General features: G+C 73.8%; 10 protein-coding genes. 5 read left to right on the top strand and 5 right to left on the bottom strand.

Annotation, left to right across the window (positions count from 1 at the left end):
* The first annotated feature begins 19 nt into the window (after positions 1-19).
* From uxuA to ET471_RS02095, 4 genes are all read left to right on the top strand, one after another.
* A complete protein-coding gene (gene uxuA, locus ET471_RS02105; protein ID WP_129186382.1) occupies positions 20-1,141 on the top strand; it encodes a mannonate dehydratase in 1,122 nt (373 codons plus the stop codon).
* Positions 1,138-2,703, top strand: coding sequence for a glycoside hydrolase family 43 protein (locus ET471_RS02100; RefSeq protein WP_129186381.1), 1,566 nt, complete (start codon positions 1,138-1,140; stop codon positions 2,701-2,703). Before uxuA ends, ET471_RS02100 begins: the two co-directional genes overlap by 4 nt.
* A 79-nt stretch (positions 2,704-2,782) precedes the next feature.
* The gene (locus ET471_RS18320) at positions 2,783-3,385 is read left to right on the top strand and encodes a hypothetical protein (RefSeq protein ID WP_242496381.1); all 603 of its coding nucleotides are present in this window, start codon (positions 2,783-2,785) and stop codon (positions 3,383-3,385) included.
* A complete protein-coding gene (locus ET471_RS02095; RefSeq protein WP_242496380.1) occupies positions 3,355-4,668 on the top strand; it encodes a hypothetical protein in 1,314 nt (437 codons plus the stop codon). The genes ET471_RS18320 and ET471_RS02095 overlap by 31 nt, the downstream gene beginning before the upstream one ends.
* A 59-nt stretch (positions 4,669-4,727) precedes the next feature.
* Here ET471_RS02095 and ET471_RS02090 read toward each other — a convergent pair whose 3' ends face one another.
* The 4 genes from ET471_RS02090 to ET471_RS02075 all read right to left on the bottom strand — a co-directional run bounded on the left by ET471_RS02090 (position 4,728) and on the right by ET471_RS02075 (position 11,514).
* The gene (locus ET471_RS02090) at positions 4,728-6,485 is read right to left on the bottom strand and encodes a hypothetical protein (protein ID WP_242496379.1); all 1,758 of its coding nucleotides are present in this window, start codon (positions 6,483-6,485) and stop codon (positions 4,728-4,730) included.
* Between the two features lie 462 nt (positions 6,486-6,947).
* Positions 6,948-8,411: a Gfo/Idh/MocA family protein gene (locus ET471_RS02085; RefSeq protein ID WP_129190638.1), complete on the bottom strand. Its 1,464-nt coding sequence runs from the start codon at positions 8,409-8,411 to the stop codon at positions 6,948-6,950.
* 29 nt (positions 8,412-8,440) lie between these two features.
* A complete protein-coding gene (locus ET471_RS02080; protein ID WP_165350366.1) occupies positions 8,441-9,940 on the bottom strand; it encodes a tagaturonate reductase in 1,500 nt (499 codons plus the stop codon).
* A gap of 29 nt (positions 9,941-9,969) precedes the next feature.
* Complete coding sequence (locus tag ET471_RS02075; protein WP_129186379.1) at positions 9,970-11,514, bottom strand: rhamnulokinase; 1,545 nt, start codon at positions 11,512-11,514, stop codon at positions 9,970-9,972.
* A 243-nt stretch (positions 11,515-11,757) separates the two neighbouring features.
* Between ET471_RS02075 and ET471_RS02070 the strand changes: the two genes are divergently transcribed.
* Positions 11,758-12,657: a glycoside hydrolase family 43 protein gene (locus ET471_RS02070; protein ID WP_129186378.1), complete on the top strand. Its 900-nt coding sequence runs from the start codon at positions 11,758-11,760 to the stop codon at positions 12,655-12,657.
* 55 nt (positions 12,658-12,712) lie between these two features.
* On the opposite strand, the gene uxaC is transcribed toward ET471_RS02070, so the two are convergent.
* Positions 12,713-14,140, bottom strand: coding sequence for a glucuronate isomerase (gene uxaC / locus ET471_RS02065; RefSeq protein WP_129186377.1), 1,428 nt, complete (start codon positions 14,138-14,140; stop codon positions 12,713-12,715).
* Positions 14,141-14,147 lie beyond the last annotated feature (7 nt).

Below are 14,147 nucleotides of genomic sequence, written 5' to 3'. Positions count from 1 at the left end.
GACGAAGGACGCAACTGCCATGAAGATGGGCTTCCGCTGGTACGGCGACGGCAACGACACCGTCTCGCTCGACGACATCCGCCAGATCCCCGGCGTCGAGACGATCGTGTGGTCGCTGCACCACAAGCAGGCGGGCGAGGAGTGGACCGAGGAGGAGATCGCGGCGGAGATCGCCACGATCGAGAACCTCACCGACGAGCACCGCGCGCGCGGCATCGAGAAGACGTTCCGCGCCGACGTCGTCGAGTCGGTCAACGTGCACGAGTCGATCAAGCTCGGCAAGACGGTCCTCGGCGTCGACCGCGACACCGCGATCGAGAACTACAAGCTGTGCATCGAGCGGCTGGGCCGCGCGGGCGTGAAGGTCATCTGCTACAACTTCATGCCCGTCTTCGACTGGCTGCGCACGGACATGTTCCACCCGCTGCCCGACGGCTCGACGGCCCTCTTCTACGAGAAGGCGATCGTCGACCAGCTCACGCCGGAGTCGCTGATCGCCTCGATGAACTTGGATGACGGTGGCATGACGCTCCCCGGCTGGGAGCCGGAGCGGCTGGCCTCGTTCCAGGAGCTCAAGGAGGCGTATGTCGGCGTCACGCGCGAGGACATGTACGCCAACTACAAGTACTTCCTCGACGCCGTCATCCCGACGTGCGAGGAGTTCGACGTCAAGCTCGGCGTGCACCCCGACGACCCGGCGTTCGACATCTTCGGCTGGCCGCGCGTCGTCTCCCGCAAGGAGGACCTGGCCCGCGTCCTGTCGCTCAACGAGAGCCCGTACAACGGCCTCACGCTGTGCCTCGGCTCGTTCGGCTCGAACCCGGACAGCGACCCCGTCGACGCCGTCAAGACGTTCATGGACCGCATCCACTTCAGCCACGTGCGCAACATCAAGCACTTCGACAACGGCGACTTCATCGAGGTCGGCCACCGCGCGTGCGAGGGCTCGATCGACACGACGGGCATCATGAAGGCCTACGCCGAGGCGGGCTACGAGGGGTACATCCGCCCCGACCACGGCCGCCACTTGTGGGACGAGAACCGCGGCAACACCCCGCGCCCGGGCTACGGCCTGTACGACCGGGCGCTGGGCATCCAGTACCTGCTGGGCGTCTGGGACGCGTACCGCTACCAGAAGTGATCATCGACAACCCGGTCCTCCCGGGGACGTACCCGGACCCGACCATCTGCCGTGTCGGCGACGACTACTGGCTGGTGACGTCGACGTTCGCGTACGTCCCCGGGCTGCCGGTCTTCCACAGCCGCGACCTGGTCCACTGGGAGCAGGTCGGGCACGTCGTGGACCGCGACGGGATGGTCGACCTCTCGGGCGCGACGACGTCGGGCGGCATGTACGCGCCGACGCTGCGGCACCACGACGGCGTCTTCTACCTCGTGTGCACGCTGGTCAGCAACGCCGGCGGGGCACGCGGGGGCAACTTCGTCGTCACGGCCACGGACCCGGCGGGCCCGTGGTCCGACCCGGTGTGGTGGGAGGGCGGCGGCATCGACCCGTCGCTCTTCTTCGACGACGACGGGCGCGTGTGGGCGCACGGCACGCGCCTGGCGGAGCACCCGGAGTGGGACTCGCAGACCGAGGTGTGGCTGCGCGCGCTCGACCCGGAGACGCTCCAGCTCACCGGCCCGGAGCACATCCTGTGGACGGGTGCGGTCCGGGGCGCGGTGTGGGCCGAGGGCCCGCACCTGTACACGAAGGACGGCACGTACTACCTCCTCGCCTCCGAGGGCGGCACCGACTTCCACCACGCGCTCTCCGTCGCACGGTCCGCCACGGTGGAGGGCCCGTACGAGGGCAACAAGGGCAACCCGGTGCTCACGCACCGGCACCTGGGCCGTGGCGAGCCGGTGGTCGGCGTCGGGCACGCCGACCTGGTCGAGGGGCCCGACGGCTCCTGGTGGGCCGTGCTGCTCGGCATGCGCACCTACGGCGGCTACCACTACAACCTCGGGCGCGAGACGTTCCTCGTGCCCGTGGAGTGGCAGGACGGCTGGCCGGTGTTCGCGCCGGGCCAGGGGCGCGTGCCGCAGCAGGTCGACGTGCCGTTCGCCTCGCCGGTCGCCGTCGGGGCGCCGCAGCACGTGACCGCGGGCGTCGTGCGGCCCGACGACGTGCGGTGGACCGCGATGCGCCGGCCGCCGTCGGCCGTGGCCTCCCCGTCGTCGGACGGCGCGGGCTGGGACCTGCGCGTGCAGCCCGCGACGCTCGCCGACCTCGGGACGCCTACGTTCCTGGGGGTGCGCCAGCAGCACCAGGACGTCGACGTGCGCGCCGTCGTCCAGGTGACGGGGCTTGCCGACGGCGAGACCGCCGGCGTCGTCGTGCGGCAGTCGGAGAAGGACCACGCCACGCTCGGCGTGACCCGCACGGGCGACGCGTACACCGTGCGGGCGGTCCACCGCCGGGGCGGCGTGGACACCGTGCTGGGCGAGGCCCCGGCCGGCGTCGTCGACGGCGCGGTGACGCTCGGCGTCAGCGCCCGCGGGCAGGACTACGCGCTGGTCGTCGAGACGCCCGGGGTGCCGGGGGCCGCGCGGACGGTCGCGGTCGCCGACGGGCGGACGCTCGACAGCGTCGCCGCGGGCGGCTTCACGGGCGTCTGGCTGGGCGTCTACGCCACGAGCCACGGGACGCCGTCGACGTCGGTCGTGACGGTCGGGTCGTTCGCGTACACGCCGTACTGACAGGTCAGTAAGCAAGGCGCTAGGTTCTGTGTCGTGCCCACGACGCCGTGGGCACGACACAGAACCGAGGAGCCAGTCAATGAAGACTCGCCACGTCGCGCCCGCGGGCGCGCTGGCGCTCGCTCTCGTCGCGAGCGGCAGCTGGGCACCAGCGTTCGGAGCCCCCAAGGCACCCCCGTCGGGAGACCCGGACTTCGGCCCGAACGTCACCTTCGTCGACCCGTCGTGGACGACGGAGCAGATCAACGCCCTGCTCGACTCGATCAACGACGAGGGCGAGTTCTCGCAGAACCGCCACCAGGTGTTCTTCGAGCCCGGCGTCTACGGCAGCGCGGCCGGGCAGGACGACCCCGCCACGGCGACCGGCATCGTCAACCAGACGGTCGGCTACTACGAATCCGTCGCGGGCCTCGGCGCCCAGCCGGGCGACGTGCTCGTCAACGGTGCGTTCCAGGTCAACCCCGTGGTGCGTTGCCCCGACACGCCCTGGGCGTGCCAGGACCCGGGCTCCCTCACGCGCTTCTGGCGCTCGCTGTCCAACCTGGCGATCAACCCCATCCAGACGTCGGTGGGCACCGACCGCGACTACCCGTTCCCCCGGGCGCGGTCGACGCGCACCAGATGCGGTGGGCCGTGTCGCAGGCCGCGCCCATGCGCCGCGTCGACATCCGCGGCGACCTGACCGTGTTCGGCCAGATGGGCGAGTACGCCTCGGGCGGCTACCTGGCCAACTCGCGCGTCACCGGCACCCTCCAGACCGGCTCGCAGCAGCAGTGGTACTCGCGCAACTCCGAGGTGGGCCGCTGGGACGGCGGCGTGTGGAACATGGTGTTCTCCGGCGTCGTCGGGGCACCGGCCACGGACTTCGGCCCGCTCGCCGCGGGCGGCGTCGGCAACAAGACCACGCTCGACGCGACCCCCGTGAGCCGCGAGACGCCCTTCCTCTACCGGGCCGCGTCCGGCGGGCTCGAGATCTTCGTCCCGAACGCGAAGCGCGACTCGGTGGGCGTCGACTGGTCGACGTCGGCCGACGCCGGGACCTCGATCCCCATGAGCGACGTCTACGTCGCGCAGGCCGGGCGGGACACCGCGCAGACCATCAACTCCCAGCTCGCGCGCGGCAAGAACCTCATCCTCACCCCGGGCGTCTACGCGCTCGACAAGCCGATCGCGGTCAAGCGGTCCGGCACGGTCGTGCTGGGCCTCGGCTACGCGTCGCTCACCCCGACGCGCGGCAACGCCGCCCTGGAGATCGCCGACGTCACGGGCGTCAAGGTCGCCGGCATCACCGTGGACGCAGGCGTCCCCGAGTCCGACGTGCTCGTCCAGGTGGGCCCGCGCAACGCCCACAAGTCCGACGCCGCCGACCCGACGACGCTCAGCGACGTGTTCGTCCGCGTCGGCGGCCCGTGGGCCGGCCAGGCCGTCACGTCGATCGAGGTCAACAGCGACGACGTGCTGCTCGACCACATCTGGGCCTGGCGTGCCGACCACGGCACCGGCGTCGCGTGGGACTCCAACACGGGCACGCACGGCGTCGTCGTCAACGGCGACGACGTCACGGCCACGGGCCTGTTCGTCGAGCACTACCAGGGCACCCAGGTGCAGTGGAACGGCGAGCGCGGCACCACGGTCTTCTACCAGTCCGAGCTGCCGTACGACGTGCCGTCGCAGGCCGCCTGGTCCGACGGCGCCCGCGCCGGCTACGCGTCGTACCGCGTCGCGGACGACGTCCGGACGCACACCGCGTACGGCCTGGGCGTGTACGCGTTCTTCAACCAGGGCGTCGACATCCGCGAGGCGGCCGGCATCCAGACGCCGTCCGGGCCGGGCATCACGTTCCGGTCGATGACGAGCGTGTTCCTCAACGGGTCCGGCGGCATCGAGCACGTCGTCAACGACGTGGGCGCCCCGGCGGTCGGCTCGTTCGCGAGCCCGCAGGTGGTGGCGTACCCGGCGCCGTGACGCGACCCGGTGGTCGAGCCCGCCGGGCTCGACCACCGGGTCGTCTCGGCCCAGCCGTCTCAGGGGAGGCGGAGGAAGCCGTCCGCCGCGACCGTCCACGACTCCGGGAACCCCGGCGCCGGGCGGTCCGGGGCGCCGTCCCAGCCGCCCGCCAGGAGGGCGACCGCCGTCAGCAGGCCGCCGTTGCCCGGCAGGTACGCGGGCAGCGCGGGCGTCTGGTAGTTGTGCCCGTTGGCCAGGTGCTCGTTCTTGCCCCGCTCCTGCAGCAGCCAGTCCACGGCCGCCTCCGGGCGGCCCAGGCGGGCCGCCGTCATCGCCCCCATGGGGTAGTCCCAGCCCCACGTGGACTCCCACTCCCAGTCGCCGACGACGTCGTCGAGCGTCGCTGCCATGACGTCGCGGTCGACGAGCCCGGTGTTGGGCACGACGCCGAGGGCGGCGACCATCGACGGGTGGTCGGTGCGGATCGTCCAGGGCGCGACGCCGATCGCCGGGTAGACGCCGTCGTGCGGCTCGGGGCGCCACATCCCCGCGGCGACCTCACGCCAGAGCGGCGGCACGTCCTCGCCGAGCCGCTCGGACCACGTCACGGCCACGCCCAGCGCCCACGCCCAGTACGCGAGCTCGAACGTCGGGTCCTGGGTGGCGGCCCGCTGCGGCGCGTACGACTCCTGTGACGGCACCAGGGGCGCAGGCAGGTGGAACCCGTCGTCCTGCGGCCACGCGAACGAGGCCATGAACTCGGCCGTCTCGCGGACCAGCGGTGCCCAGCGCCGCAGCGTCGCCGCGGTCGGGTCGGCACGGTAGAGCAGCTCGGCCAGGTACACCGGGTGCGGCTGCTGCCACACCAGGAACGTGCCGATGCTCGACGGGGTCTCCCGGCCGGACGGGTCGGTCTGCTTGGGCCAGCGCGCGCCCGCGAAGCCCTGGCGGGCGGCGGTCGCGCGGGCGGGCTCGAGGATCGTCTCGTACCAGGCGAGCGTCCGCTCCAGCAAGGCGGGTCGGCCCCACAGCGGGAAGTGCGCGGTGTGCCACCACGTCATCTCGAGGTGGAACTTGCCGCGCCACGAGTTGAGCATGAGCCCGGTCTCGGCGGGCGGTGTCGACCCTGCGCAGTTGACCGCCGTCAGGTACTGGGAGAGCACGACCCGGCGCTCGAGCTCGACGGCGCGGGGGTCGTCCGTGCCGTCGAAGGAGATGGCGGCGCCGTCGGCCCAGAAGCGGGTCCACCAGGCGGCGGCGTCGTGCACGACGCCCGGGGCGCCGCCCACCGGGTGGTCGCGGCCCGCCTCGACGGCGGACGACCTCGCTCCCGCCGTGGCCGGGCCGTGGCGGGTCGCGCCGACGGAGCCGTCGGTGGCCGGCCCGTCAGCGGCGGGGGCGAAGGCGATGCAGGCCTGCACGATGCTGCCGTCCGCCACGAACCGCACCCGGTGCGGCGCGGGCTCGTCGAGCGACACGGACCGCGCGGCGACCGACACCGTGTACCGGGTCGAGTCGAGCACGCGCTCGACGAGGAACCCGCCGTCCACCGGGGTCACCCTGGTCGTGTGCGCCTCGGGCCGGTCCCAGTCCTGCGCGTTGCCCCAGGACTGCGAGCCGTACGGGAACGCGAGCTCGAGGCCGAAGGGCTCCGCGTCGCCGCCCCCGGTGCGGGCGACCTGCACCGCGAGCTCGTCGCGCTCGGGGTGCACCGCCGTCGTCACGCGGAAGCGCTGCCCGCGCACCGTGAAGCGGGAGGTGAGCACGCCGTGGGCGAGGTCGAGCCGCTGGTCGACGTCCGCGACGTCGTCGGCCGCGACGCCCCCGCGAGCCACAGGCCGACGCGGCCCAGGTCGAGACGGTGGGGGTTGTTGCGCAGCCACTCCTCGGCCACGCTCGCCGCGGAGGCCGACGTCCCTGTGGCGGTGCCCCACTGCTCGGCGGACAGGTCGACGTAGGGGACGGGGCCTCGGGGCGAGTCGTACTCGCGCAGCGCGGTCTCGATGGTCGGCGCCGGCGTGCCGGGGCCACGCCGGGCAGCGTGTCGAAGGGCACCGTGTGCCAGCCCCACTGCGCCATCGTGCCCAGCAGGGTGCCGATCGGCCGGCCCGCCTCGTCCGTGACGGGGTAGGCCTCGGGGAGCGTCTGGAGGCCCGTGACGTCCGCGGTGAACGCGAGCTCGCCGTTGCCCACCTGGAGCGGGGAGCGCGGGTCGATCGCGGTCACGCGCGGGGAGTGCCGGTCGAGCAGTGCCTCCCGGTCGACGGAGCCGTGCGCCGGGACCGCGTAGGGGGAGGTCACGACAGGTCGTCGCCCAGGTCGAGGTCGGCCACACGGACCGCCTGGCCGGTGCGCAGCGACTCGTTGGCCGCGATGCCCACGGCCACGGCGGCGAGCCCGTCCCGGTACCCGGCCGCACGGCCCAGCGGGTCGTCGCCCAGGCGCAGGTCGCGGCGGAACACGTCCATGAGCAGGATCGCGTCGCCGCCGCCGTGCCCGCCGACCCCCGCAGGGATGGGCCACTCGCGCGCGGGCTCCCAGTGCTTCTGCACGATCAGGTGCTCGGCCTCGGGCCGGATGCCCTCTGCGGCGAGCTTCGCCGCCTGCGTCGCCGGCGTCGCGGACGGGTCCAGCACCACGTGACCGCGGTCGTCGATGATGACGACGCCGCGCTCGACGACCGTGAGCTCCGCCCGGCCCTTCGTGCCGTTGACGGCCACCGTGTACCCCTCCCACGGCGCGTGCGCGTTGAGCGAGTACGTCATGGTGGCCCCGCGCGCGTAGTCCACGACGAGCGCCATGTTGTCGTAGATCGTGATGCCCTCGGAGAACACGTCCCGGTCGCGCAGGTACCCGTCGTGGTGCTCGGCGTCCAGGTAGAGCGCCTGGAGCCGCGGGTCGGCGGTGAGGTCGAACGACCACGGGTCGCCCACGACGCCCGTGCCGCGCGCCGGGCGCTCGCCCATCCCGCGCGCCGCCGCGTTCTCGGCGCCGTAGAAGCGCAGCCCGGCGCTCGCGAACACACGCGCGGGCACGTCGCCCAGCCACCAGTTGACCAGGTCGAAGTGGTGGGACGACTTGTGGATGAGCAGCGACCCGGAGTTCTCCCGCTGCCGGTGCCAGCGGCGGAAGTAGTCGGCCCCGTGCACGGTGTCGAGCACCCACTCGAAGTGCACGCTCGTGACGTCGCCGATCTCGCCGGACGCGATGACCTCGCGCAGCGAGGAGTTGCGCGGCGAGTACCGGTAGTTGAACGTCATGACGACGTCGCGCCCGGTCGACTTGACGGAGTCGGCGATGGTGCGGCAGCCGACGTCCGTGGTGGTCAGCGGCTTCTCGACGACGACGTCGGCGCCCGCGGCCTGCGCCCGCGCGACCAGGTCGGCGTGCGTGAAGTCGGGCGTCGTGACGACGACGACGTCGACACGCTGCTCGAGCACCATGGCCTCGAGCCCGTCGGGGCCGTACGTGGGCAGCCCGGCCGGCCCGTCGAGCCCGAGCGCCTGCCCCACGACGCCGTCGTAGTACGCCATGCGCGTCGGGTTGGAGTCGCACCAGGCGACGAGCTCGGCGACGTCGGCGTGCGCTCCCGTGATGGCGTCCACGTACATGCCGGCGCGGTGCCCCGTGCCGACGACGGCGTACCGGCGCCGGGGGCGGCCGGCGGGCACGGGCGCGAACTGCGGCACGACGGCGGGGTCGCCCGTCCCGGAGGCGGCGGACGCAGGCCGGGGGGCGGTGGGGTTCTGGTCGTGGGACACGGGTGCTCCGTTCGGGTCGAGGCCGGGGGTCACGAGACCGCCTTCAGGGCGACCGTGATGCCCTCCGTGAGGATGACGCGGGCGTGGGCGGCGGCCTCGGCGGCCAGGCGCGCGGCGAGGGCGCCGTCGTCGGGCGGGAAGAAGCCCGCGGCGTCGATGACCGTGCGCAGCCAGCCCTCGACGTCGCCGTCGGGCCCCGGGAACGTGTCGCGGACCAGCGCGACGAGCGCCGCGTCGTCGCGCGGCGCGAAGCCGGACGCGGCCACGCGGTCGGCGTCGAAGCCCTGGCCGCCGTAGAGCACGGCGAGCGCGGCGAACGCGAGCACCGTGAGGGACGCCTCGCGGCCCGCGGCCCAGGCGTCGAGCGCGACCGGGAGGTTGCGCGCCTGCCACTTCGACACCGAGTTGAGGGCGATGTCCGCGAGCCGGTGGTGCAGGAACGGGCTGGTGAAGCGCTCGGTGATGCGGTCGGCGAGCTCGGCCAGGGCCTCCGCGGCCTCGTCCGACTCCTCGTAGGCGGGGAGCGAGGGCAGCACCTCGCCGTGCAGCAGGTGCCCGAGGTAGGAGGCGATGGTGAGGTTCGCGGCCGCCTCGCCCACGGTCTCGCGGCCCGCGAGCAGGCCGACCTGGGCCATCGCGGTGTGCAGGCCGTTGAGGATGCGCACCTTCGTCAGGCGGACCGGGCGGATGTCGGTCACGAACTCGACCGGCTGGCCGGCGCGGTCGAGCGGCAGCAGGTCGCGGATCGCCTCGCCCCGCCCGCCGGGCTCGCCCGTGGCGATGGCCCACAGGCCGTACAGCTCGCCCTTGGTCGCGAGCTCGTCGCGGTACCCGGTCTCCGCCTGGATCGCGTCGATCTCGGCGCGGGGGAAGCCGGGCACGATGCGGTCGACGAGCGTGTCGTGGAACGCGCACGCCGTCTCGACCCAGGCGACGAACGCCGCGGGCAGGTCGTTCGCGGCCGCGTGCCGCAGCACGTGCTCGCGCAGCGCCGTGGCGTTGTCCTCGACGAGCTCGCAGCACACGACGTGCAGGCCCTTGTCGGGCGCGCCGTCGAAGTGCTGGAACCGGTCGAGGAGCAGCGCGGTGACCTTCGCGGGGAAGCTCGCGGGCGGCCGCGCGGTGAGGTCGTCGCCCTCCACCCACGCGATGCCCGCCTCGGTCGTGTTCGACACGACCGTGGTGAGCTCGGGCGACAGGTAGAGCGCCCGGTACGTGTCGAACTCGTCGTGCGCGCTCACCACGTGCGTGACGGAGTCGACGCGCGTGAGCTCGCGGACGGGCTCGCCGTCCCGCATGCCTTCGAGGAGCACGTGGAAGCGGCCGTCCTGCGCCCGCAGCCGGTCGAACGCGCCGCCCGTGCCGGGTGTGGCGCGCACGACGGCGATGCCCGCGTCCATCACCCCGCGCACGTTCGCCTCGTGGACCATGAGGTCGACGAAGGCGCGCAGGAAGTTGCCGCCCCCGAACTGCAGGATCGTGGTCGGTCGCGGGGGAGCGGGGGCCGTGGCGGCGTCGAGGTCGAGCAACGCGAGGTCCTTCGGTGGTGGTGGGTGGGTCAGCGGGCGGGGTCGATCCGGGCGGGGTCGATCCGGACGAGGTCCGACGACGCCGCGACGACGTCGCGCAGGCCGCCCAGCCCGCGCGGGCCGCCGTCGTCGTCCACGTCGTCGTCCACGAGGACGCCGACGGCGCGGGCCTGGACGAGGACGTTGCCGAGCGCCGCCGCCTCGACGGGCCCGGCGACGACGGGCAGGCCCGTCGCGTCGGCGGTGAGCCGGCACAGCAGCGCGTTCCGGGAGCCGCCGCCGACCACGTGCACCTGGGTGACGCGTACGCCGGCGAGCGCGGCCGCCTGGTGGATGGTGCGCGCGTACGCCGCGGCGAGCGAGTCGAGCACGGCCCGGGCCGTCTGTGCCCGGGTGGCGGGGACCGGCTGGCCGGCGCGGGCGGCGGCGTGGGCGACCCGTCGCGGCATGTCGCCGGGGGCGAGGAAGGCGGGGTCGTCGAGGTCGACGACCGTGCGGCCGCCCGGCTCGGCCGCGGCGGCCGCGAGCAGCTCGCCGAGGTCGACCGGGTCGCCCGTGCGGGCCCACTCTCGCCGGCACTCGTCGAGCACCCACAGGCCCATGACGTTGTGCAGGTAGCGCACGGTGCCGTCGAGCCCGAGCTCGTTGGTGAACCCGGCCGCGCGCGAGGCCTCGGTGAGCACGGGGGCGTCGAGCTCCAGCCCGACGAGCGACCAGGTGCCGGACGAGACGTAGGCGGCGACCTCGTCCCCCTGCCGCGCGGGCAGCGGGGTGCCGACGACGGCCGCGGCCGTGTCGTGCGAGGCGACGGCCACGACGGGCACCGGGCCGAGGCCGGTCCGTGCCCGCACCCACGGTCCGAGCTCCCCGACGACGGTGCCCGCCTCGACGAGCTCGGGGAGCAGCGCGGGGAGCCGTCCGAGGCCGGGATACTCCGCGGCGAGCCGCCCGAGCAGCGCGGACGACCAGGTGCGCGCGCGGGCGTCGAGCAGCCCGGTCGTCGACGCGTTGGTGACCTCCGCGACGCGGCGGCCGGACAGCCAGAAGGTGATGAGGTCCGGGATCAGCAGCAGGGTCCTCGCGGCGGCGAACGCCTCGCCCGCGCCGCCCGTGACCTCGTCGACGAGCTGGAACTCCGTGGTGAACGGCAGGTGCTGGAGCCCGTTGACGGCGTAGTGCTCCGACGCCGGGACGCGCTCGTAGACGCCGTCGGCGACGTCGAGGAAGCGCGGGTCGCGGTAGCAGCGCGCCGGGCGGACCAGGTGCTCGTCGTCGCCGACCAGGCCGTAGTCGACGGCCCACGAGTCGACGCCGACGCCGGAGAGCTCGACGCCGTGCGTCGCGGCGACGCGGCCGGCCTCGCGCAGGCCGTCGACGACGCCCTCCCACAGGCGCAGCACGTCCCAGTGCAGGCTCTCGCCGTCGGGCGCCGTGACCGGGCCGTTGGGGAAGCGGCCCGTCTCCACGAGGTCGACCGTGGCGGCGTCGCGGACCAGGCCGAGCATGACGCGGCCGGACGTCGCGCCGAGGTCGACCGCCGCGAAGGCGGTCAGCGTGGTCGGGGTCCGCACCATCGGTGCCACTCCTTCGTGCCGGGGTCGGATCGGTCGCGTCGTCGCGATCGAAACGTTTACATACGGCGGCGATGCTAGCCAACTCCGCGGGAGAGTCCACATCGCCGGGCCCGGTGCGCCGGGTGACGCGGCGCGCGGACCTCCTGCGGGGCGCGGCGGCGGAGGCGGTACGGTCGGCGGGCACCGGCACGCCACGGTCGGCCCCCGGCACGCCACGGTCGGCCCCCGAAGGAGGGAGCACGCATGCCTCGCCTGGACGAGATCCAGATCCGCGACCCGTACGTCGTCGACGAGGACGGCTGCTACTACCTGTTCGGCTCCACGGACCCGGACATCTGGAAGGCCGACGGCATCGGCTTCGACGCCTACCGCGGCGTCGCGCCGGGCGTCCTCACGGAGCTCGAAGGGCCGTTCCCGGCGTTCCGCCCGCCCGCCGGGTTCTGGTCGCGGAGGAACTTCTGGGCGCCCGAGGTGCACGCCTGGCAGGGCGCGCACTACCTCTTCGCCACGTTCCTGCCGGTCGACGGCCGCCGCGGGACGGCGGTCCTGCGCTCGACGGGCGGGATCCTGGGGCCCTACGAGCCGTGGTCGGACGGGCCCGTCACGCCTCCGGAGTGGGAGACGCTCGACGGCACGCTCCACGTCGACCCGGCCGGACGGCCGTGGATGGTGTTCTGCCACGAGTGGCAGCAGGTGGGCGACGGCACGGTCGAGGCCATGCGCCTGACCGAAGACCTGCGCGCGGCCGCCTCCCCGCCCGTGACGCTGTTCTCCGCCTCGCAGGCGCCGTGGGCAGCGCCGCTCGCGGGCCGGGCCCCGGGCTCGTACGTGACCGACGGCCCGTTCGTGTACCGCAACGCGGCCGGCGTGCTGAAGTGCCTGTGGAGCTCGTTCGGACCCGAGGGCGACTACCGCATCGGCGAGGCGACGTCGTCGGGCGGCATCCTCGGCGACTGGACGCAGGCGCCGGAGCCCGTCTTCGCCGCCGACGGCGGTCACGGCATGCTCTTCGACGGCCCGGACGGCACGCGCTACCTGGCCGTCCACACCCCGAACGCGACGCCCCGGGAGCGTGCGGTCTTCGTCGAGGTCGTCGAGGACGCGGCGGGCGACCTCCGCGCGACGGGCCGGGTCGTCCGCTGACCGGTGCGGGCAGGCGCGACCGCCGCCTGCCGAGCCTGCCCGCACCATCGGAAGGTCAGCGCGCCTCGTACGCCAGCCTCGGCAGGCGGTACGTCAGGTCGTGGGCCGTGTCGATGGCCTCGTCGAGGTCCAGGCGGTGCTCCGCGACCAGGCGGGCCAGGTAGCCCGAGTCGATGCGGCGGGCCAGGTCGTGGCGGGCCGGGATCGAGCAGAACGCGCGCGTGTCGTCCACGAAGCCCGACAGGTTGAGGAACCCGGCGGTCTCGGTGGCGGTCTCGCGGAAGCGGCGCATCGCCTCGGGGGAGTCGATGAACCACCACGGGGCGCCCAGGCGCATCGCCGGGTACACGCCCGCGAGCGGGGCGAGCTCGCGCGAGTAGACGTCCTCGTCGAGCGTGAACACGATGGTGCGGAAGTTCGGGTGGTGGCCGAACGCCTCCAGCATCGGGCGCAGCGCGCGCGTGTACTCGACCGCGAACGGGATGTCGTAACCCTTGTCGGCGCCGTAGCGGGCCGTCATCTCGCGCGAGTGGCCGCGCTCGACGCCCGGGTGGATCTGCATGACCAGGCCGTCCTCGCAGGCCATCTGGGCCATCTGGAACAGCATGTGCGCGGCGAACGCGGACACCTCGGCGGCGCTCACCGGCCGGCCGGCGAACGCGGCGGCGAAGAGGCGCGCGGCGTCGTCGTCGGGCAGCGGGGTGGTGTCCGCGGTGTAGTGGCCGTGGTCGGTGGCGGTGCCGCCGGCGGCCTTGAAGCGCAGGCGCTGGGCGCGCAGCGCGTCCAGGTAGGTGGCGTAGTCGACGACGTCGACGCCGGCCGCTGCACCCGTGGCGAGCACGTCGTGCGTGAACGTCGGGTTGTCGAGGTGCAGCACCGGGTCGGGGCGGAACGTCGGCAGGATGCGCGCGCCGAAGCCCTCGGCGGCCAGCGCGTGGTGGTGCTCCAACGACGCCCAGGCGGGGTCGGTGGTCCCGATGACCTCGATGTCGAAGCGGTCGAGCAGGGCGCGCGGGCGGAAGTCGGGCTTGGCGATCTCGGCGGCGACCTGGTCGTAGATCGTGTCGGCGGTCTCGGCCGACGGGCGCTGCGTCACGCCGAAGATCGTGACGAGCTCGTGCTCCATCCAGAAGCGCGTCGGCGTGCCGCGGAACGCCTTCCAGCTCGCGCAGAAGCGGCGCCAGATCGCGCGCGGGTCCGTCTCGGCCACGCCCGACCCGTCGAGCGGCTGCACGCCCAGCTCGGCCAGCGTCGCCGCGCCCTGCGACACGAGCATGCGCATGAGGTAGTGGTCGGGGGTGACGAGCAGGGCGGCCGGGTCCGGGAACGGGGTGTCGTCGGCGAACCACTCGACGGGTACGTGGCCGTGCATCGAGACGATCGGCAGGCCCCGGATCTCCTGGTAGATCTCGCGGGCGATCGGCCGAGTGACGGGGTCCGCGGGCAGGGCGCGGTCGTCGTGCAGGGTCCAGGGCTGGGTCACGTCAGGT

This window comes from Xylanimonas protaetiae, from assembly GCF_004135385.1.
Taxonomy (GTDB): domain Bacteria; phylum Actinomycetota; class Actinomycetes; order Actinomycetales; family Cellulomonadaceae; genus Xylanimonas; species Xylanimonas protaetiae.
Note: the sequence above shows the minus strand (reverse complement) of the source record. Positions and strands in the feature narration are given on the sequence as shown.